We start from the raw sequence: 23045 nt of genomic DNA on the forward strand, positions 1-23045 counted from the left end.
ATAACTCCTATTTGCTATGCAGCTGCTATGTACCCTATTTTAGCAACTCCTTTATCAGTACTTGCAGCACCGCATACAGGCAAGCTACCTTGTGAGGTTGTGAGTCCATCAATAGATATTATATGATATCTCATACCATCCTTAGATACACCCATAAGCTCTGTTGGTTCTATTTTTATACTAAATGCTTCAGAACTGATAGGATATAACTCTAGATTAGATATATCAATCATGATACCCCAAGCTTCATCAGTTTTATACTCCTGCTTTTTATTAGAGTTCCCAAGCTTAATTTTCATATCTGTTGCACCTGCTTGTAATATATTAGAAACAGCTCCTTCAAGCAAAGTCCTAACACTTGATTTAATTAAAGCCCCAAGTGTAATACTTATTGTTGGATTTATAGAACCTGGAGTTATAGATAAGCGTATAACACTGGCTGCAGCAGTTGCTGAATCAGCTTTTGTGACATCTTCTCCTCCTTCTATAGCAACAATATTCTTATCAAGATTAACTCCTGCCATAGTAAACGAGTCTATAAACAATCTACGGTTTGGATGGGAGCCTATACATGCTGTAGGATCAGTCCTAACATGAATAGTTTCACCACTTGTTACTTGCTGTCTTGTTATCATTTCGCTCATAATCATTCTCCTTGTTTTTAGTTATTATTCGCACCGAATAATTCTGGTTCTAACCTAGTATCAATAGTCATTGTAGTATCCATACCTTCAAATTGAATGTGAGGAATCACATTTATTTTGCATGAGTACCACCCTGGTTTACCCGGTATAGTTTTAACATCAATAGAAACATTTCTAAAAGGATATCTCGCCATCTCTAAAGGTGTTGGTTGATATACTGTAGTAACAAACTCTGATATCCAATCTGAAAGAATATTTTGAATTTGCTCAGCACCAACAACACTTCCTATCTTATCTCTGATAACACACTTAATATAATGTGAAATTCTAGATATACACATAGTATAAGAAAGATTAGCAATCAGCATTGAATTAGCAGAATCAAAGTTATCTACAAATTCTTCGACTTTCTTAGCTGAATTCACACTAAAGAAACAAGCATTACTTGTACCTTTTTCACTCACAAATGGTATTAAACCAATATTTGCAAGTGATAGCTCCATATAATCTGCAAATAAAACATTCAGTGGCGACTTTGTTTCTAAGACACCTTTATTATCATAAACACATGACACTAAGTTTCTTACATAACCACCACTTTCAACACCTCTTATATATTGAAACCATCTAGTTTTATCATACGATCTCATCATATTTTTAGCTAGCTGAATAGACGAAGGCCCCCACAAATAACTATCATTATTCTCATAATCAACAAATTCATTGAAGCCTTCCATAAGCTTATATTGAACTGGATTATTTTCAGGATTATATGGCTGACGTAGCATAAAATCTCCAACTGTCAAACCAACATATGCAGCAACGTCAAGATTCCTAAAGTCATTCCATTCCTTGTATCTAGGGTGTTCTAATAACGATTCAAAACTCTTTATATGAGTTATTTCTGATAAATCTTTAACACCAAAAAATGACTTGTCAATCGATGCTATAAACGGTGCATGAGAGTTCTTTGCTACCATGCCCATCCCCGTTAACCAAATTATATCATTTGTAGTGTTTTCAAAATTATACAGTCCTAGTATTGCACCATACGGTTCACCACCATATTGATCAAATTCTGCGACATATACTTTCTTAAAAAAGTCACTACTAGATATGTCATACAGATTTCTCTCAAAATCATATTGTAACTCTTCTTTCTTAACATCTAATATACTTACTTCTACATTATCATAATCATCTTGACAAACCTCTTGCACCTTCAACCATTCTTGCTCAAGAGATCTAAACTCATCATTTGATATAATAGCATTAACTTGTAAATCAATAAGTTTATCAATTACCGTAATAACTTTCTGGATGTACTTTTGGTTATAATTATTTATACTTTCATTATTTGCTAACACAAGAGATAATGCCATAAGATTTCTAGCATTATAATCTGAAGATAAAGAAAGAACTTTAGATGCATCACCAGAGACATCAAAATCTATATTTTTAAGTACGCTATCAACCTCAGCTGAGCCACCAAAATTGTTTAAAAGTTCATCTGTAAGACTTAAACTATTTTCTGACATTCTAAAATCCTCCTATTTACCCTCTATTGTCTTTTGATTATTTGACTCTTGCGATTCTGCAGCTTCTGCATCATCAGAATCCTTAATCGTATAGTTTGTTAAAGCAGGAATCTTATTCTTCAATGCTTCTAGCTCATTACTATCTGAAAAAATCATATCTATAGTCTTTTTAAGATTGCGATTATTTTCAATATCCTTAGCAAAAGATGCTAATATTTCTTTCATTTCAAGCAAAGCTCTAATCTCGGGAACTTTCTTAGCAACAGCATCAGGCCTAAAATCTTTTACACTTTGAATTCTATAGTTAACTTTTAAATTACTAGGGTCTTTGGAAACAAAATTTGGTGCTTCAAAATCAAAAGATATACTCATATCTTCTAAGGCTCTATCAACACCATTATTTACTCGTCTAACAGCTCTATCAGTAAACTCTTTTTTAGCATCTACCGATCTTCCTTTCGACAAATCACCAACTACTAAAACTCTGTAAGGTAATTCTTTTTTCTTTAGAACCCCATCCACATTAGTTTCATAATTTATCATCAACCTTGAATTTGGAATCTTATTTTTTGCCATTATCACTATCTCCTGTTTTAAAACTTTCTAATAGAAAAACTACATTATCATCTGCTGTAAAACAATTCTTTCTACAGCTAAAATCAAACCCAAATCATTGGTCTATAAATTCTATTTAAATCATCAATAGAAGACCCTTTAGCAGGTATTGTTGCTAAAACACTAAATCCTTGCGAACTTCTCACTTCTTCATGTTCAAAGCCAAGATTAAGCGCCACTTTTGCCTCTACGATATTTTTAATTTTCTTAACGTATTCATCTTTACTCATATTGCTATATGAGTACAAATTTTCATTGTCTTTATTAACGTCAACAGATACATCATTAGTTATTGGGTCATATGTTAATCCTATGTTAAAACCAGTTTTATCGGTATTTGTTGAATTTTCTTGTTTTAATATCCTAAAACCTCTAAATAATCTGTCTAAATCTTGCTCATCAAGCTTAGCGATGTTATCGTAAATATTCTGCAATACTGCTTCAGTATTAGCATCTCTATCAATGCTGGTAAACTCATTTACTTTACCATCACTAGATTTAATAGAAGAACTCTTAATGTTAAGTTTCATATCTTGATTATTTGAGCCAAAAAGCTCTGAAGAATAGCTAAAAGTTGATTCAAATACAATTCCTGTAACTCCACTTTTTTCAACCGTATAACAAATATCTCTCAATAAGTCTTTATTATCATTGACTAAAGCAAAGAAAGAATCACTAGGTACACATATTGAAGCACATAGTCTTTGTACCTCAACAAAACTATCCATAAAATTCAACATATTAACTAATGCAGACAAGAGTTCTGTATCTTCAACCTTTTGTGTAAAGTTTTTATACGGTTCACATAACGATGTTAATATCTGCTTAACCATATTAAGATGACTTTCAGAAACATCATGAGATCCAACTCTTGAGTTTCTATTTTTTGCCATTCTTCTCAATAGCAAATAGAACCCTCTTGTAAGCTTATCTAAAGATCTGATAATACTACAAAGTTTAATTACTGTTTCAGATGATGAACTATCTTCTTCAATAGAAAAATTGATTACTAAACCTGTAAAATATGCATACTCTTGAGATAATTCGAAATCAAAACCGGGAAGTCTATCTTTCAACCATCCAGTAAAACTGAAATTATCACTACTTGAGAATACACTTTTAAAAGACGAGCTACTCTTCCATTTAGCTTCTTTATTCAAAATCACTAGATTATCTAGCAATTTCTTTTGACACTCCATCATTGGTGATACAAATGACCTGATGAAATCAGCTTCATCATCCACACCCATAACTTCAATATATCGCTGAACTGTAAGCTTTGTAAAATACTCTTCAAATGTTACTTTATACTTATTTTTTCTAGTTGAGAAGCTTGATAACTCTTCCAAGGGAGAAGCACCAACCCTTGATACTCTAGAATTAAGCGCGTACATTCTATTGAATTCTGCCAAACTCACAGTAGAACCCAAAGAAACCGAGGATGCTTTATTATTGTCTGTAATAACAGAGCCAGCTCCTTTATTACACAACACATTTATTGAAGTATAACTAATATTTGATTCTGGACTTATTACAGTTGCTCTATTTTCTAAAGATTCAACAAATTGTTTTGTCTTTTCCGCATTTTCTTTTTTACTAAGAAAATTTTTAGCTTCTTCCTTTCCTGACTCACTAGTCATCATTTTACAAAGATTGAATAATATAGGTAAGTCACTACTATCATCAAACTCTACTACATTTATTACAGACATCTGATCTTTAAATTCTTCTTTTTTCAGATTTTGCGAGTAGTTAATCAGAGTATCTTGGACATAAAACGAGTCTGGGCTACTAAATGTTTTAGCTTTATTAAAACTAGGATTATACTGTTGCTGACTAGTTGATAATATTGCCTCAGAAGCTTTTTTCTTTATATCTAAAGATGCAATGTCTTTAAACTTCGACTTAAGCTCATTTAAATCCGCTCCAACATTACCAGATAAATTAGCTAAAGAGGAATTTTTTGACAATACATTAAGAATTTCATTAGAGTCAATACTAGTTAACTGACCTCCTTTAAGCTTATATATTTCACTTAGAGACCCTATTACCGAATCAAAAGTACCCCCTTTATCATATATGCTAGACAATATATTTTGAGCACTTCCATACGCACTTGTTCCTGTTGTTTTAGCAAGATCAAAGTCTTGTTGGGCCGCAGATGAAACACTCTCCATCATCGATCCAGCCTTATTCTTTGCATAATTACCAAAATCAACATAGTCTTTTGTCAAATCTTTAGCTGTTGATGTCAACTGATTCTTTAAATCTAAATTCTCACCTGTTAATAGTCTCTGTGCTGAACTTTCTAATAATCCTTGCTTATATGCAATAGCTCCTTTCAAATCATTTCTTTGAGCCATCGAATATCCCATCCCAGATTTTATATCATATGATCCAGATGTTTGATTAAAATCTAACATTTTGGTAGTCATAGGTATAGAAATTCTTAGCGTTCTAAGCTTGGATGCTGACTGTTTAGAATATAGTCCAAATCTTGCCTTAATCTCCATATCACTAAACTCAGACAAGTTTGGTATCTTAAAAGGTGACTCATAACTTTCACCTATGTTCTTTTTGATGATTGAATCAACCTGATTTCTAAACTTATTTACAGAACCTTTAGCATCAGCAAAACCTATCAAATTATCTGCCAAAATCTTACCTTTTATTTCGCCAGATAAAAGATCAAAACTTGCAGTATTAGTAGAAGTCTTTACTTGAATTAATGGATTTTCATAATCTTTAGAGCTTACTGCAAGAGTCATGAGTCCTTCACCATTTTTCTCAATACCCAGACTCTGTTTTTCATAATTACTTTTTGAATAACCAGAGAGTGCACTTCTACCAAAATAAATCTGCTCAATCTCAGGGTATGTATACTCTCTAATTAAATCAAGACCATCTCTAGTTTTAGGAACTAGGTATCTATATGAACCATCAGGAGTATTCAAAACAAAGCCTAATTCATTCAAGAGTTTATAGTCTTCTTTAAATTTAGGCGTATAAACAAAGCTTTTAGCCTCTTTTGAGCCTTTTGCTGTTACTAGTTTAAGATTCACATTCCCTTTAAAATTATCTAGCAATTCCAAAGATTTCGAATCTGTAAAGTTCAACTTACTTGCATTTGCACCAATATCAACATTGTAACTAAACATTGCTGATGATGCTTTACCACTCATTCTAAGATATAGAGGTATAAATGATTTAACATCTCCTCTTTCACTATCGAATATAGGTAAGTTAGACCAGATATTTATACAAGAGCTACCCATAAAGCTTTTTTCACCAGCAGCAGCAAGACTCGCAGCAGCCGAAGCATTTTCACTATTAATAGATGCTGTTAATTTGGCATTAAACTTAAATTTTGGCAGCGAAGTTAATTGTGCTACATTTCCACCACCAAGCATCTGGTTGACGCTTGATTTTATGAAAAAATTATAAACTTCCGTATCAGTAATACTACTCCACAATTTAACTCTAGTAGGATCTTTATAAAAAGCAAAATCTCTATCTTTAATTCTTGTAAGAATTCCTTTTTGTTTATGAGAGTCCTTCAAAAATTTTTCAAAATATTTTTTTCTTTCTACAGCATAAGTATTAGCCATGACATCTATTGTTTTTAGTTTTTGAGCAACAATAATCTCATCCTCAAAAAACATATGCCTTTCAATGTCATTATAAAACCATGCTTTTATAAAATCAAAAAAGCCTCCATTAACCTTTTCTTTCTTTAGATCATCTGTATCATATAATATATCATTAATATCTTCAGCCATGTAAACCCCAAACAACAAAACATCTGTATTTGTTATTTTTACATGAACCTTGCTACTAATTAAATTGTTTTACAGCACTTCTAATAGATGTTAATCTGCCCCAATATCACTCTATCTTTTGCACCTGTTGCCGATGGGAGATTATTATAGCTATTGTTAAGAGTTTCATTTCCTAGCACGGCAAAGGCTATAGCTTCTTTTGCGTCACTATTATGACCAATATCTTCAAATGTTAAGACTTCAGTTTTGACTAATTTTTTAATAGTTTCTATCAAAAACTTATTATATGCCCCTCCTCCAGTGAAAATTATTTGATCAAGCTTAATTTTATCAAATACAAAATCTCTATAAGCTTTTATTATACTCTCTGCTGTAAATATAGTTAGCGTATGGACTATATCTTTAGGATTGCTTTGCTTATATTTATCAAGAATATAATCCGTATACTCAATACCAAAAAGCTCTCTACCTGTTGACTTTGGAGGCTTCAGAGCTAAATATGAATTTTGCAAAAGCTCTTGCAACATATCTACAATAACTATCCCAGAGGCTGCTATTTCACCATTTTTATCATAATCTCGATTAAACAAAACTTCCATTGCTCTATTTATCATCATATTGCCTGGACCAGTATCAAATGCATATATATCATCAATATTTGCATTTTTAGGGATAATTGTAGTATTAGCTATTCCACCAATATTATGTAGAGCACGCGACTTATTTTTATCACTATACAGGATATAGTCCACATAAGGTACCAAAGGTGCTCCATCTCCTCCAGCTGCGATATCTCCTGCTCTGAAATTTGACACAACTGTTGTTCGACATTCATAAGCTATCGTCGCAGCATCTCCTAACTGTAATGATGATTTAATAAAACCATCTTCATTTTTTGCTTGATGGTATATAGTCTGCCCATGATTTGCTATGAATGCGATATCTTCTAATTTTAGGCCATTTGCAGTTACTAATTTTTTTACTGCATCAGCATATTCAATACCAAGTTTTACATTAAGGCTACATAATAACTGAGCATTACTTCTTGTTAAATCTAAAGACTGTTTAATATCATTTAATAAATCTTCTGAGTATGAGTATGTTCTAAAACTGACTAATTTAATATCAGTATCCAGTCCATGACCTTTAATCTTACATAAAGCCACATCAATTCCATCCAGCGAAGTTCCAGACATAATTCCAATACAGTATTTATACTTATTCATCATTACCATCCCAGTAGTAAAATCTTAATTTTATTATAACCCACTAGCTAATTCACAAACACTGATTATTTCAATTTTTGAAGTCCTATTACTTTTTAGAATTACTCTTTCTTAGACTTGTTTACATATATAACTTTGTTTATCCTAAAGTTAGAAACAATTTTTTGTTAATCATATGAAATATTTTCAACTTAAACTTTCGCTATTTCTCATTTTCTTTATTAGTGCTATTTTACTTAACAGTGTTGGTATTGTGATTCTACAATCAGTTACTCACTATCAAGTCACAGAAGTCCAAGCAAGTATTCTTGAGGCATGTAAAGATCTTACTATAGCAATAGTTTCATTTGCCATTTGTTCATTTATTCCAAGATTTGGTTATAAGAATGCTATGCTTTTAGGACTAGCAATTATTGCTACTGGTTGTATTGCTATGGCTACTTTAGATAGCTTTTTAACAGCTAAAATACTATTTATTCTAATAGGTGTCGCTTTCGCTCTAATAAAAGTTTCTGTATATTCAACTGTTGGTTTAATCACAGATGACTCAAAAGCACATGCTAGTTTAATGAGTTTACTAGAAGGGGTCTTTCAGATAGGTGTTGTACTATGCTTTTTTGTATTTAGTATTTTTATACACTTTGGTAACTGGCTTGGTACTTACTGGCTACTAGCTAGTCTATGTGTTGTAGCATTCTTACTACTTCTATTTACTAAACTTGATGAATCAGCTGTACAAAAATCAAAAGACTCAAACTTCTTAGCAGATACCTTAAGCATGCTAAAGCTCATAAAACTACCTATTGTGATGTTATTTATAATTAGTGTATTTTTTTATGTATTTATAGAGCAAGGTGTACAATCTTGGCTACCTACTTTTAATACTAAAGTTCTTCACTTATCAGCTTCCACTAGTGTTTTTATGGCCAGTGTTTTTGCCTTAAGTATTGCTGCTGGAAGGATCACTTTTGGTTTTATTATGAAGAAAGTTGACTGGAAAAAAATTATTATCATAGGTCTTATATGCTGTGGAATATTAATAGTATCAACCTTACAGCTATCTAAACTAATAAACCCTAATCAAACAGACTCTTCTATGGCTATAATTGTAGCATTACTGTTTCCTATGATTGGTTTTTTCATGGCTCCAATATATCCAACATTATGTTCAAGTATTCTTAGTAGCCAACCTGAAAACTTACAAAGTGCTATGGCTGGTTTGATAATCATATTCTCTGCTCTAGGTGGTACTATTGGTTCTAGAATAATTAGTGAAATATTTGCACACTTTGGTGGTGTAACCGCATTTTACTGTGTACTTATACCTATAGCACTTTTAGTACTATTAATACCTCCTTATGCTAAACTCCATAGGAATAAATAATTATGTCTAATAATCAAGAACAACTAATACAACTATCTGGTGAACTTTTTGAAGCAGTTCAATTAAAACCATGTTTTAATGACTCAAAATACTTTGTTGATATGACTCCTAAAAGATCTTCTCAAGATATCTTAAATGATTACAAAAAGCTCAAAAACTCTGATGATTTTAATCTTAAAGCTTTTGTTGAGAGTAACTTTTACCCTCCAGTATCAGAAAAAACTTTTGATAACAGTAAAGAATTATCTCTATCATCGTATATTAAGCAAATGTGGCATTTTTTACATCAATCATCTGACAAACAAAATTCTCTAAGTTCTCTTATACCATTACCAAAGTCTTATATAATTCCAGGCGGTAGGTTTAGAGAAGTTTATTATTGGGACTGCTATTTTACTTGTGAAGGTTTACGAGTTGATGATGAAATACAGATGATTAAAGATATTGCAAATAACTTTGCATATTTGATAGATACTGTTGGCTTTGTACCAAATGCAAATAGAAAATACTATCTAACTCGCTCTCAACCACCTCTATTTTACTTAATTGTAGATATCTTATATCAAGAACTGGGTATTTCTGCTATTGAAAAATATTTACCAACTTTAGAAAAAGAATATTCATTTTGGATGAATACACAAAGAAAGGTAAATGGTTTAAATAGATATTGGGATGAGTCTGCTACCCCTAGACCAGAGTCATATCGCGAAGATATTGAGCACGCGCAAAATATAGCAAACAAACCAGACTTCTATCGTAACATCCGTGCAGCTTGTGAATCTGGGTGGGATTTTTCTAGTCGTTGGTTTGCTAATACAAATGATTTTAGTACTATTCAAACAACAGATATTCTACCTATTGATTTAAATAGCTATCTATATGGATTAGAGAGTTTATTAGGTAAATGGTTTGCTGAAGTTTTAGAACAAGAAAAAGCATCTCAATATATAAAACTGGCTGAAAAAAGAAAACAGCTTATCCAAAAAAACTTTTGGAATACTGAAAAAGGATTTTTTTATGATCTAAATAGTAAGACAAATAAGATTACTAGCATTACAAGCTTAGCAGGAATAACACCGCTATTTTTAAATATAGCCACTCTAGAACAAGCTCAAAAAGTAGCTAAGATTATAGAAGATCAATTTTTAACAGACCATGGACTTATTACAACAACTGTAGATACATCTCAACAGTGGGACTCTCCAAATGGCTGGGCACCATTACATTTTGAAGCTGTTATAGGTTTAAGAAATTATGGCTATGATAAGCTTGCAGAAACTATTGCTAAAAGATTTGTAAATACAGTTAATGAAAAATTTAAAGAAACTGGAAAAATCCGTGAAAAGTATGATGTAGTCAGCCCTAAAGCAAATGCTGGTGGTGGAGAGTATATAGTACAAGATGGCTTTGGTTGGACAAATGGAGTAGTTGCAACATTTAACAAACTTTATAATTTATAAACTATCTAAACATAACATTATTCCTAATGTTATGAATATAAATAAAATACTAGGATATAAACATGACAAATGTAGTTTCAAGAAAAGAAGCCTTTGCATATTTTTGCTATGGAACAGGACAATGCATTAGCTTTGGATTAGCTGGTTCATTCACTCTCATTTTTTATACAGATATATTCGGAATTACAGCTGCTGTAGCAAGTATAATCTTTCTCTTAGCAAGAGCTTGGGATGCTGTTATTGACCCTCTTGTCGCAGGTTTTATGGATACTGCTCATACATCTACAGGTAAATTTAGAATTTACTTAAAATATATGCCTTTTATTGTAGCTGCTACAACTATCTTATGTTTTATAAAAATAGATGGTTCAGACATTACAAAAATTGCTTACGCTGCTATAACTTATATTTTGTGGGGAACAACTTATGCAATGTCTGATGTTCCTTTCTGGTCTATGTCAGCAGTTATGACATCAAACCCATTAGAACGTTCAAAACTAATTAGTTATGCGGGTCTTGCTGTTTCTGTTGGCATTGCCTTCCCACTGTTTGCTTTTCCAATATTAGTTGAACTTTTTGGACATTCAAGCAAAGCAGTTGGATACCTATCTGCAACTACTCTACTAATGTTTCTTGCATTATTTCTTATGAATTTTGGCTACAGAAATACTAAAGAAAGAATATCTCATAAAGGAGATAAAATAAGACTTAAAGATGTTTTTAAAACCATTCTTTCAAATAAGCCTCTTTTTCTTATTCTACTAGCTTTTTTCACAAACCTTTTTACAAATGTTTCATCTGCTATAGCTGCATACTTTTTTATGTATAATATGCACAAACCAGAATTTCTTTCTATTTATGGTGCTTTAAACATTATATGTGCTGGCGGACTACTAATTGTACCTTTTATCCTTGGAAAAATAAGTAAGAAAAAACTTATTATATATATGTGTTTAGCAGACATAATCCTAAGAATTTTATTCTTCTTCGTTATAGGATATAGCAATGTCTACACATTTTTTATCTTTGTGACTATAACTGGTATCATTTATGCTATTACATGGCCAATGCTATCTGCGATGATTGCAGATACTATAGATTACGCAGAAAAAGCTACGGGAAATCGTTGTGAAGCTATAATGTTTGCTGGACAAACTTTCACAGGTAAATTAGCTATAGCAACATCTGGCGGAGTTGTCGGTTTAATTCTAATATTAATCGGATACATTCCTAACCAGCAGCAAAGTAGCTTTGCCTTAAGTGGTCTTTTTTTCAGCATTGCCTTACTGCCTGCAGTAGGATCTATACTAAAAATAATTATTCTTAAATTCTATACATACGATATTAAATAGGAGAAATAAATAATGAAATGGTCAGAGAAAAAAGCTAATGACTGGTTTAATCAATTTCCTTGGTTAATTGGTTTTAACTATCTTCCAAGAACCGCTGTCAATTGGACAGAAATGTGGCAAAAAGAAACTTTTGATTTACAGACTATTGAACAAGAGCTTTGCTGGGCTGCAAAATATGGTTATAACACTTTGAGAACTAACCTACCTTTTATTGTATGGCAAGATGACAGAAATGGATTAATAGAAAGAATAAATCAGTTTCTTAATATTGCTTCAAAAAATAAAATATTAGTAATGCTTTGTCCATTCGATGATTGTGGCTTTTCAGGAGAAGAACCTTATTTTGGTAAACAAAAAGATCCAATACCAGGACTTCATAATAGCCAAGCAGCCGCAAGTCCAGGTAGAAAAACAGTTATGGATAAATCAAAATGGACTGAATTAGAAAAATATATTAAAGACATAATTTCTAATTTTAAAAGTGATGAGCGCATATTCATTTGGGATCTTTATAATGAGCCTGGTAATACAATGGTATTTACATTAGAAGGCGATAAACCTGTTTCTTCAGATCTTGAGAATTTTTCTCTAGAACTAATGAAACTGACATTTAAATGGGCTAGAGAAATAAATCCTATTCAACCTCTTACAGTAGGCGGATGGCACGTCCCTGTTTTAGAAAACGCAGAATATAATGATATACTTGTTCATCCTATAGATATAAAAGCTATGGAACTCTCCGATGTAATATCTTTCCATGCGTATTGTGTTATGGATCGCATGGAAATGGTTCTTGATATAGTCAAAAAGTACAATCGCCCGATGTTTTGTACTGAATGGCTAGCTCGTCATGTTAAAAGTTGCTTCGAAACTCATTTACCATTTTTTAGAAAAAATAAAATAGTACCTTATCAGTGGGGACTTGTTGAAGGTAAAACTCAGACAACATATCCATGGCCAATTGTAGTAAAGAACGATCCTAACTATCGTAGAATGCCATTTCATGATGTATTAGATAAAAATGGAGAACCTTTCTTTTCATCAGAAATGGATTTAATATCATTACTTAAAAATACATAAAAGCTTACTCTTCAAAATTTATTTATCATGAAAATATTTTTTATATAAATTTGAAATAATAAGAATCAATTTCGATTAGACTAAAATTATAGAAATATTTTATTTAACTATTGGATCTAATTCACCATTTTCATAACGCTGAAACATCGTTTCAAGAGAAAGAGGCTTAATTTTACTAGCCATACCAGCACTACCAAATGCCTCATATCTAGCTTGGCAAATTCCCGACATAGCTATTTTTGCTACAGCATTGTACTTACGTGGATCAAATTCAGCTGGGTTTTCAGCCATGAATTTTCTGATTGCTCCAGTCGCAGCCATACGTAAATCAGTATCAATATTAACTTTACGTACACCATATTTAATAGCTTCAACTATTTCTTCTACTGGTACACCATAAGTCTCACCCATAGCTCCACCATAAGTATTGATAACTTCTAGCCAATCTTGTGGTACAGAAGATGATCCATGCATTACCAAATGAGTATCAGGAATTCTTGCATGAATTTCTTTTACTCTTTTAATAGATAAAACATCGCCTGTAGGTGGTTTAGTAAACTTATAAGCACCATGAGAAGTACCTATAGCTATTGCTAAAGCATCTACTTTTGTTTTCTTAACGAAATCAGCTGCTTCTTCTGGATCTGTAAGCATTTGATCCATTGATAAAGTACCTTCAGCACCAACACCATCTTCTTCACCAGCTTGTCCAGTTTCTAATGAACCAAGACATCCAAGCTCACCTTCAACCGATACACCACAAGCGTGAGCCATATCAGAAACAGTTTTTGTAACATTAACATTATACTCATAATCAGAAGGAGTTTTACCATCTGATTTTAATGAGCCATCCATCATTACAGATGAAAAACCTAATTGAATAGATCTTTGGCAAACAGATGGAGATGTACCATGATCTTGGTGCATACAAACTGGAATATGAGGATACTCTTCAATAGCTGCAAGAACTAAATGTCTAATAAACGGAGCACCTGCATACTTTCTTGCTCCCGCAGAACCTTGTAGAATAACTGGTGAATTAACTTTATCAGCAGCTTCCATAACAGCTCTTACTTGCTCAAGATTATTTACATTAAACGCTGGCAACCCATAACCATGCTCTGCAGCATGATCTAATAGTTGACGCAATGAAACTAAAGCCATGTTTATCTCCTTATCTTACTTGACCTGCAATTATTACTTTAATTTTGTTTGTACTTCCATGTACACCCATACTATCACCACTTGTTAAAACAAGAATGTCACCATCCTTGGCCAAGCCTCTGCTTTCCAACTCCATAGAAGCTGATCTATTGACATATAACTTAGACATTCTAGTAGAGTCAAAATACAAAGGAACAACTCCTCTAAACAATGTCATTGCTCCTAGTGTTGTAGCATTACGTGATAGTGCATAAATAGGTAGCTCAGAATTTACACGTGACATCCAACGCGAAGTATTTCCACCTTCTGTCAATACTATTAAGCCTTTAGCACCAATATCATTGGCAATTTTAACAGCCGCAACTGAAACAGCATGATCAACTCTATCACAATCAGCAATTTTCTGTTTTTTAGTAATATGTGTATATTTGCTTCTTTCTGCAGATTCACAAATTCTTGACATAGCAGAAATAGTTTCAACAGGATACTTACCTACTGCTGTTTCAGCTGATAACATCACAGCATCCGTACCATCAAATACAGCATTTGCCACATCAGATGCTTCAGCACGAGTTGGAGATGAGTTTTCAATCATTGATTCCATCATTTGAGTAGCAGTAATAGAACCTTTCTCATTTCTTCTAGCTGTGCTGATAATTAATTTTTGTACAGTTGGAACATTTTCATCACCAATTTCAACTGCTAAATCGCCTCGAGCCACCATCACAAGATCTGAAGCATCTACTATACTTTTCAGATTATCTTCTAATACAGCCTCTGCTCGCTCAATTTTAGCAACCATTGCAGGCTTCCAACCAGCTTCATTTACAAGCTGACGTGCATACTCCATATCTTTGCCATCTCTAACAAATGAAACTGCTAGGAAGTCTACCTGAAGCATTGCTGCTACTTTGATATCTTGCTTATCTTTATCTGTTAAAGCAGGAGCAGTCAAGCCACCGCCTTTTTTGTTGATTCCTTTATTATTGGAAACTTTACCTCCGATAACAACTTTTGTTACCGCTTTGTTACCTTTAACAGAATCAACCTCTAGAACAATTTTACCATCATCAACTAATAGTATATCGCCCTTCTTAACGTCTTGAATAAGCTCTTTATAGTCAATACCAACTGTATTTTCATCACCATCTTCGATACCAAGATCTGCATCAAGTGTAAATTTTTGACCTTTCTTGATTATCGCAGAACTATTTTTGAACTTCGACAGTCTTATTTTTGGACCTTGTAAATCTGCCAAAATACCAACATAAGTATCTTGCTCTTTTGCTATTTGACGTATAAGATCAACTCTTTTACGATGATCTTCAGCAGATCCATGCGAGAAATTACATCTTACTGCATTAACACCTGCTTTAATCATCTCTGTCAACGCTTCTCTAGATTCACTAGCAGGACCAAGAGTAGCTAAAATTTTCGTTCTTCTCATATAAATAACCTACCGTTATATAGTTGCTTTCTCTTTCAATATTTCTACAGCAGGTAGTTTCTTACCCTCAAGAAACTCTAAAAATGCTCCACCAGCAGTTGAGATATAAGATACTTTATCCTTAATATCAAATTTCTCAATCGCTGCGATAGTATCACCACCACCAGCAACAGAGAAAGCATTTGACTCTGCTATCGCTAAAGATAGAGCTTTTGTACCTTCTGCAAAATTATCAAATTCAAACACTCCTACAGGACCATTCCATAGAATAGTATTAGCAGATTTTAAAAGCTCTGCAATATTCCTTTCAGACTTCGGACCTATATCTAGTATCATTTCATCATCAACAACATCAGCAACATTTTTAACTATTGCAACAGCATTCTCGTTAAACTCTTTTGCAACTCTTACATCTACTGGTACAGGTATGTTTACACCAAGCTCTTTCGCTTTTGCCAAGATATCTTTAGCTTCACCAACAAGATCTTCTTCATATAGTGAATTACCAATATTAAATCCTTCGGCTTTTATGAAAGTGTTTGCAATACCCCCACCAACTATAAGTATCTCAACCTTATCAAGAAGATTGTGCAAAACAGATAACTTTGTTGAAACTTTAGATCCACCAACTATAGCAGCCATTGGTTTCTTAGGAGCCTTCAAAGCTTTTTCTAGTGCTTTGATTTCATTAGCTAGAAGTAGACCTGCACACGCTACAGGCACATACTTAGCTACACCATAAGTCGATGCTTGAGCTCTATGAGCTGTAGCAAATGCATCCATAACAAATACATCACCAAGACTTGCTATTTTTTTTGATAGTTCATCGTCAGACTTTTTCTCACCCTTATTGAAACGTACATTATCGCACATAACAATTTCACAAGCTTTAGCATCAACACCATTTAGCCAATCTTTAGCAAATCTAACTGGTTTTTTGATGATTTGAGATAATGCTTCAGCAACAGGTTCAAGTGAAAATTGAGAGTCATACTCGCCTTCTGTAGGACGACCAAGGTGTGACATTAAAATCACAGCTCCACCTTGATCTAAAATATACTGAATAGTTGGAATAGCCGCCTCAATTCTGACTTTACTTGTAACCTTACCATCTTTGACAGGTACATTAAAATCAACACGAACTAAGACTCTCTTATTCTTAAGATCAACATCTTTTAATGTTAGAAAACTCATTTATACCACCTATAAGTGTTTACAGAGCTCCAAAGTACTCTACTACTCTTACCATTTGATTTGTATATGACATTTCATTATCATACCAAGATACAACTTTAACTAGAGACTTATCTCCAAGTGAGGTAACTTTAGTTTGAGTTGCATCAAATAATGATCCTTCAGAAATTCCTACGATATCACTAGATACTAATTCTTCTTCAGTATAACCAAAAGATTCATTAGCAGCAGCTTTCATAGCAGCATTTACATCTTCAGCTGTTACACTCTTAGATACTACAGCAACTAATTCTGTTAATGATCCAGTAGGAACAGGAACACGTTGAGCAGCCCCATCTAACTTACCTGCAAGATCAGGAATTACTAAACCAATAGCTTTAGCAGCACCAGTTGAGTTAGGCACAATATTTACAGCTGCAGCTCTTGCACGACGGAAGTCATTTTTAGCATGAGGTGCATCTAAAGTATTTTGATCACCAGTGTAAGCATGAATAGTTGTCATAAAACCACTTTCAATTGTTGCTAAATCATGAAGACCTTTAGCCATAGGAGCTAAACAGTTAGTTGTACAAGAAGCTGCTGAAATAATTTTCTCATCTGCAGTTAATATATCATGGTTAACACCAAAAACTACTGTTGGTAAATCATTACCAGCAGGAGCTGAAATAACTACTTTTTTAGCACCAGCATCAATATGAGCTTGTGATTTTGCTTTTGATACATAAAAACCTGTACATTCTAATACTAGATCTACCTTCAATTCACCCCAAGGCAAATTAGCTGCATCTTTTTCAGCATATATTTTAATTTCTTTACCATCCACAACGATAGCATCATCTTTTGCAGTTGTAACAGCTGCTTTTGAAAATCTACCTTGAGCAGAATCATATTTTAATAAATGTGCTAACATTTTTGGATTTGTTAAATCATTGATCGCAACAATTTCTATACCAGCTTTGTCAAACATTTGACGAAAAGCTAAACGACCAATTCTACCGAAACCATTAATTGCAACTCTCATTTTAATCTCCTTAAGATATTATCTTTCGAAAGTTTATTACACATATTTAGCAACTATGTTGCTGATATTTTCTACAGTAAAACCGAAATGCTTAAATAAATCCTCAGCTGGTGCAGATTCACCAAAACTACAAATCCCTTTTACTTCACCACCAGCTTTAGGCATATACTTATACCATCCATCAGGCTGAGCCATCTCAACAAAAATTGCTGGGATATCATCTCTTATTACTGATTTTTTATACTCTTGAGTTTGAGTATCAAAAACGTCAACACATGGAATAGAAGCGACATTAACTTTTATTCCTTTGTCTTCATATTCTTTTGCCACTTTAATTGCTAGCTCGACTTCTGAGCCAGTAGCTACAATAGTTAATCTAGCATCATTATTATTTCTGGCTAAATATCCACCTTTAATAATACCAGAAACTTGTTCTTTAGTCTGAACCACAGGCTCCAAACCTTGACGCGTTAGCACCATAACACTTGGAGTCTCATTAGACTTAACCGCTTCATTCCAAGCAACCATTGTTTCAATAGTATCTGCTGGTCTCCAAACATTTAAGTTTGGTATCAATCTTAAACTAGGCACATGTTCTACAGGTTGATGAGTTGGTCCATCTTCTCCCAAACCGATCGAGTCATGCGACATTACATGCACCACAGGCTGTTTCATAAGAGCAGACATTCTAATAGCATTTCTAGAATAATCACTGAACACCAAGAATGTACCTCCGTATGGTCTTAAACCACCGTATAAACTTAGACCATTCATGATAGCAGCCATACCAAACTCTCTCACGCCATAAGAAAGATAGTTAGCTCCTTTATCAGTATTGTTCAACCAAATTGAACCACTCCAATTTGTATTATTTGATCCCGTTAAATCTGCTGAACCACCAAACATTTCTGGCATATTCTTGCACAACACTTCTAAAGCCATCTGAGATGCTTTACGCGTAGCCACTTTTGCAGGATTCGCTAACTGCGAAACAATATATTGATCAACTTCTTGCTCAAGGTTTGCAGACAACTGTTTTTTCAGCACTCTATCAAATTCTTCAAATTTAGGATTATTCTTATATAAATCATATTGCTTCTGCCAATTTGCCTCTAAAGCTTGCCCTTTTTCTTTAGCGTCCCAGTATTTATATACATCATTAGGAATTTCAAAAGGAGCATAGTTCCAATCAAGCTCTTTTGCAGCTGAAGCTCTTTCTTGTTCACTCAAAGGCGAACCGTGTACAGAAGCGGTACCAGCTTTTTCTGGAGAACCAAATCCTATAATCGTTTTACAACAAATCAAAGTTGGCTTATTTTGTTCAGATTGTGCTTTAGCTATAGCTTTTTCGATAGCTTCAAAATTATGACCATCTACATCCTCAATCACATTCCAGCCGTAAGCTTTGAATCTCTCAACTGTGTTATCAGTAAACCAGCCTTTTGTATTCCCATCTATAGAAATACTATTATCATCCCAAAATGCTATTAGTTTATTTAGACCTAATGTCCCAGCTAATGAACACGCTTCATGAGATACACCTTCCATTAGACATCCATCACCCAAAAACACATAAGTGTGATGATCTATTACTTTTAAGTCAGGCGTATTATATCTATCTGACAATAACTTTTCACCCAATGCCATACCAACAGCATTAGCCACGCCTTGACCAAGAGGCCCTGTTGTAGTCTCTACACCTGGCGCATAACCATATTCAGGATGACCTGGAGTTTTAGAATGAAGTTGCCTAAAATTTTTAATATCATCAATACTTAAATCATAACCACTAAGATGCAGCAAAGAATATAAAAGCATAGAACCATGACCATTTGAAAGCACAAATCTATCACGATTTATCCAGTTTGGATTTTGAGGATTATGTTTAAGAAACTTGGTCCACAAAACCGTAGCGATATCGGCCATACCCATAGGCATACCCGGATGTCCTGACTTTGCTTTAAGTGTTGCGTCGATAGATAAAAATCTTATAGCATTTGAAAATTCTCTAGGGATAGATAAAGACATTATTACTTGATCCTTTTACTATGTTATCAATTTAAAAAAATATAACTAGTAAGATGATACAGTAGAGGCTTTCATAAAACAAGAAATGTATATAGAATAGTATCACAATACAATAATGAAAGCGCAATGTATGAAAGGCAAACATAGCCAAATAAACTATAGCATTTATGCAAAACAAAAAAGAGAGTTAGAAAACATACAAATAACTATAGAGAACTTAAACAACATCTCAGTACTCATAGCCAACACCACACACACATTTAGCTGCTCATTCTCTTTTTTTGAAGAGAAAAATCACGCATGCATTAAGTACAACATAAATGGCACAATCAAACTAATATGCCAAGACTCTCTCGAGCCATTTAACTATCCTATCACAGTTACAAATAGCATAATAATCACTGAAGATGATAGACTAGTTCAAGATAGCTTACACGAGCCTTTTATCTGCGAAAGCGCATTAATAGATTTACAAGATATTATCAAAGAAGAAATACTTCTAGAACTACCATTAGCGCCAAAAAAAGATGCTAGCTCTTGTAAAAAGACAAAAAAACATTCATACTATAGCGAGCGAGAAACTGTTACTGAAGAAAAACCGAATCCTTTCGAGATTCTCAAAAAACTTAAGTAACAAGACATTTAGAATTTAAAATACATAAAAGAGGTTATCTAAAATGGCTGTACAACAAGTTAAAAAAAGCAGATCAAAAAGAGACATGAGAAGATCTCACGATTCTTTAACAGGTCCAACATTATCTACTGACAAATCTACAGGTGAGTTACACTTGAGACATCACGTGTCACCTAATGGATTTTACAAGGGTAAAAAAGTAGTAGACACAAAATCTGAAGACTAATATTACTCCAGTCAAATCTTAAAATCATCTCACACTATATTTATGCCTTGGTTAGTGAGTATTTACAAATATATCAATTAGCGACATAGGAAGTTTTATTTATTATGGGTTACAAAATATCTATAGATGCAATGGGTGGCGATAATGGCTTAAATACCACTATCCCAGCAGCTCTTGAAGCAGTAAAAAAAGACTCTAACTTACAAATAGTATTAGTTGGAGATCATCACAAAGTCAAAAGAGCTTTAGACAGATATTCAAAAGTCAAAAAAATAAAACTGCCTGTTTTACAGAGAATAGCTATTCACCACGCTAGTGAAACAGTTGGCATGGATGAGTCTCCTTCAATAGCAGTAAGAAAAAAGAAGGACTCGTCAATGCGCGTAGCCATAAATCTTGTCAAAGATGGAACAGTAGATGCTTGTGTAAGTGCTGGCAATACCGGCGCGTTAATGGCAACTTCAAAATTTGTCCTTAAAACTGTAAATGGTGTTGATCGCCCTGCCATAGTATATGCTTTACCTGCATTTAATAGAGATACCAAGCAACTAAGCAAAACATACATGCTTGATCTTGGTGCTAACGTTGTCTGTTCTTCTGAGCAGCTTTTCCAATTTGCCATCATGGGATCGATACTTGCTGCTAGCTCAAAAGGCTTAGCCGAGCCAAGAGTCTCTTTACTAAATATTGGTGAAGAAGAAATGAAAGGCTTAGACAATATTAAGAATGCTTCAAAATTATTACAGGGTTGTGATTTCATTAACTATCAGGGATATATTGAAGGAAAACATATTTTTGATGATACAACAGATGTAATTGTATGTGATGGCTTTGTTGGCAATGTTTCTTTAAAAACAATGGAAGGTAGCTTAAGACTTATAGAATCTTTAATTAAAAAAGCTATTACAGAGACATCATTACTAATGAAAATACCAGTAATCATGTCTTTACCATTATTCAAAAAAATGAAAAAAGGTATGAACCTAGATAGCTTTAATGGCGCATCACTCCTAGGTTTGACAGGCATTGTTGTCAAAAGTCATGGTAGCGCAAGTGCAAATGCATTTGAAACTGCTATTTATGAAGCTATAAAAGAAATCAAACATAACATTCCTAAAACTATTCAAGAATCATTAGAAAAAGTTCTTTAATCTCTACCAATCATGATACAATGTTTTTAGACAGTAGGCTTTCTTAGCGATCGCCTATGATAATAACTTTTGTTACTAATCTAACTAAATAGGTATAACTATATAATGTTTGCACAAATACTTGGTACAGGAAGTTACTTACCTGAAAAAATCTTAACCAATGAAGATATAAGTAAGTTTGTTGATACTTCAGATGAATGGATCAAACAAAGAGTTGGTATAGAAAGACGCCATTGCGCGAATGAAACAGAAACAACAAGCTTCATGGCTACAGAAGCAGCAAAAAAGGCACTAGAGTCTGCCAAAATTAATGCTAATGATATTGACATGATAATAGTTGCCACAAGCACTCCAGATTTTATCATGCCATCGACAGCATCTATGGTGCATCAAAATTTACAGATTGATCATTTTAATGTTAGGTGTTTTGATATATCAGCAGCTTGTAGTGGTTTTGTGTATGCTCTTGATATAGCAAAACAATATATAGAAACAGGCATATCAAAAAATATATTAGTAGTCGGCGCTGAGAAAATGACTCGAGTGCTTGACTGGAGTGATCGTTCGACATGTGTGCTTTTTGGTGACGGCGCTGGAGCTGTAGTTATCTCAACAAGTCCAGAGAAAAAAATTCTATCTTCTTTACTTTATACTGACGGTTCATGTTTAGATATGCTTAACGTACCTAACAATCTTCCTACTTCAAGAGGAGAAGCTATAAACATAGATCCATATCTAATTATGGAAGGAAACAAAGTTTTCAAATTCGCTGTCTCAAGGCTTTCATCTCTTGCTGATGATCTAATCAAAGAAGCAGGGATACAAGCTAGTGAAATTGACTGGTTAGTACCACATCAAGCAAACTATAGAATATTAAATTCGACTGCTAAAAAGATAGATATGCCAATGTCAAAAGTAGTAACAACACTTCAAGATCATGGTAATACATCAGCAGCCTCAATACCATTAGCGTTAGACCATGCCGTCAGAACGAATCAAATCAAGCCTGGAGATACTATTATCTCAGAAGCATTTGGAGCCGGTTTCGTCTGGGGTGGATTTATCGCAAAAATTTAATCGTTTTTTTTTGAAAGTTACTTCA

General features: G+C 33.5%; 18 protein-coding genes. 8 read left to right on the forward strand and 10 right to left on the reverse strand.

What is annotated here, in order from left to right; genetic code table 11:
• Positions 1-14 precede the first annotated feature (14 nt).
• The 5 genes from iglC to anmK form a co-directional block, all read right to left on the reverse strand.
• Complete coding sequence (gene iglC, locus ACKTR7_RS05440) at positions 15-644, reverse strand: type VI secretion system tube protein IglC (protein WP_042517844.1); 630 nt, start codon at positions 642-644, stop codon at positions 15-17.
• Between the two features lie 17 nt (positions 645-661).
• Positions 662-2182, reverse strand: a complete 1521-nt coding sequence (gene tssC, locus ACKTR7_RS05445) for a type VI secretion system contractile sheath large subunit (RefSeq protein ID WP_407877368.1) — start codon at positions 2180-2182, stop codon at positions 662-664.
• Between the two features lie 12 nt (positions 2183-2194).
• On the reverse strand, positions 2195-2758 hold the full coding sequence (gene tssB, locus ACKTR7_RS05450; protein WP_407877369.1) for a type VI secretion system contractile sheath small subunit: 564 nt from the start codon (positions 2756-2758) through the stop codon (positions 2195-2197).
• 83 nt (positions 2759-2841) lie between these two features.
• On the reverse strand, positions 2842-6576 hold the full coding sequence (locus tag ACKTR7_RS05455) for a Pathogenicity determinant protein D (RefSeq protein WP_407877370.1): 3735 nt from the start codon (positions 6574-6576) through the stop codon (positions 2842-2844).
• A gap of 80 nt (positions 6577-6656) precedes the next feature.
• Positions 6657-7802, reverse strand: a complete 1146-nt coding sequence (anmK, locus tag ACKTR7_RS05460; RefSeq protein WP_407877371.1) for an anhydro-N-acetylmuramic acid kinase AnmK — start codon at positions 7800-7802, stop codon at positions 6657-6659.
• A gap of 175 nt (positions 7803-7977) precedes the next feature.
• Here anmK and ACKTR7_RS05465 point away from each other — a divergent pair, with 175 nt between their 5' ends.
• The 4 genes from ACKTR7_RS05465 (at position 7978) to ACKTR7_RS05480 (ending at position 13078) form a co-directional block, all read left to right on the forward strand.
• A complete protein-coding gene (locus tag ACKTR7_RS05465) occupies positions 7978-9186 on the forward strand; it encodes an MFS transporter (RefSeq protein ID WP_407877372.1) in 1209 nt (402 codons plus the stop codon).
• A gap of 2 nt (positions 9187-9188) precedes the next feature.
• A complete protein-coding gene (locus tag ACKTR7_RS05470; RefSeq protein ID WP_407877373.1) occupies positions 9189-10646 on the forward strand; it encodes a trehalase family glycosidase in 1458 nt (485 codons plus the stop codon).
• A gap of 62 nt (positions 10647-10708) precedes the next feature.
• Entirely contained in the window at positions 10709-11998 is a 1290-nt protein-coding gene (locus ACKTR7_RS05475; RefSeq protein ID WP_407877374.1) for a glycoside-pentoside-hexuronide (GPH):cation symporter, read from the forward strand.
• A gap of 12 nt (positions 11999-12010) precedes the next feature.
• The gene (locus tag ACKTR7_RS05480; protein ID WP_407877375.1) at positions 12011-13078 is read left to right on the forward strand and encodes a cellulase family glycosylhydrolase; all 1068 of its coding nucleotides are present in this window, start codon (positions 12011-12013) and stop codon (positions 13076-13078) included.
• A 99-nt stretch (positions 13079-13177) separates the two neighbouring features.
• Here the strand turns inward: ACKTR7_RS05480 and fba are convergent, their stop codons facing one another.
• From fba to tkt, 5 genes are read right to left on the reverse strand one after another with little or no spacing between them, the layout of a single operon-like run.
• Positions 13178-14242 carry a class II fructose-bisphosphate aldolase gene (gene fba, locus ACKTR7_RS05485; protein WP_407877376.1) on the reverse strand — a complete coding sequence of 355 codons (1065 nt, stop codon included), beginning with the start codon at positions 14240-14242 and terminating at the stop codon, positions 13178-13180.
• A gap of 10 nt (positions 14243-14252) precedes the next feature.
• Positions 14253-15689: a pyruvate kinase gene (gene pyk, locus ACKTR7_RS05490; protein WP_407877377.1), complete on the reverse strand. Its 1437-nt coding sequence runs from the start codon at positions 15687-15689 to the stop codon at positions 14253-14255.
• Positions 15690-15704: 15 nt separating this feature from the next.
• Positions 15705-16883, reverse strand: coding sequence for a phosphoglycerate kinase (locus tag ACKTR7_RS05495; RefSeq protein ID WP_407877378.1), 1179 nt, complete (start codon positions 16881-16883; stop codon positions 15705-15707).
• Between the two features lie 19 nt (positions 16884-16902).
• Positions 16903-17904, reverse strand: coding sequence for a type I glyceraldehyde-3-phosphate dehydrogenase (gene gap / locus ACKTR7_RS05500; protein WP_012280713.1), 1002 nt, complete (start codon positions 17902-17904; stop codon positions 16903-16905).
• 36 nt (positions 17905-17940) lie between these two features.
• Complete coding sequence (gene tkt, locus ACKTR7_RS05505) at positions 17941-19932, reverse strand: transketolase (RefSeq protein ID WP_407877379.1); 1992 nt, start codon at positions 19930-19932, stop codon at positions 17941-17943.
• Between the two features lie 130 nt (positions 19933-20062).
• Here tkt and ACKTR7_RS05510 point away from each other — a divergent pair, with 130 nt between their 5' ends.
• The 4 genes from ACKTR7_RS05510 (at position 20063) to ACKTR7_RS05525 (ending at position 23020) form a co-directional block, all read left to right on the forward strand.
• Entirely contained in the window at positions 20063-20566 is a 504-nt protein-coding gene (locus ACKTR7_RS05510; RefSeq protein ID WP_407877534.1) for a YceD family protein, read from the forward strand.
• Positions 20567-20609: 43 nt separating this feature from the next.
• Positions 20610-20792 (forward strand): 50S ribosomal protein L32, encoded by a 183-nt coding sequence (rpmF, locus tag ACKTR7_RS05515; protein WP_004287375.1) that lies wholly within the window; start codon positions 20610-20612, stop codon positions 20790-20792.
• 104 nt (positions 20793-20896) lie between these two features.
• Positions 20897-21943: a phosphate acyltransferase PlsX gene (plsX, locus tag ACKTR7_RS05520; RefSeq protein WP_407877380.1), complete on the forward strand. Its 1047-nt coding sequence runs from the start codon at positions 20897-20899 to the stop codon at positions 21941-21943.
• Positions 21944-22048: 105 nt separating this feature from the next.
• Positions 22049-23020 (forward strand): beta-ketoacyl-ACP synthase III, encoded by a 972-nt coding sequence (locus tag ACKTR7_RS05525; RefSeq protein ID WP_407877381.1) that lies wholly within the window; start codon positions 22049-22051, stop codon positions 23018-23020.
• Positions 23021-23045 lie beyond the last annotated feature (25 nt).

Origin of the sequence: Francisella sciaenopsi (assembly GCF_045862875.1) — a bacterium.
Lineage (GTDB): Bacteria > Pseudomonadota > Gammaproteobacteria > Francisellales > Francisellaceae > Francisella > Francisella sciaenopsi.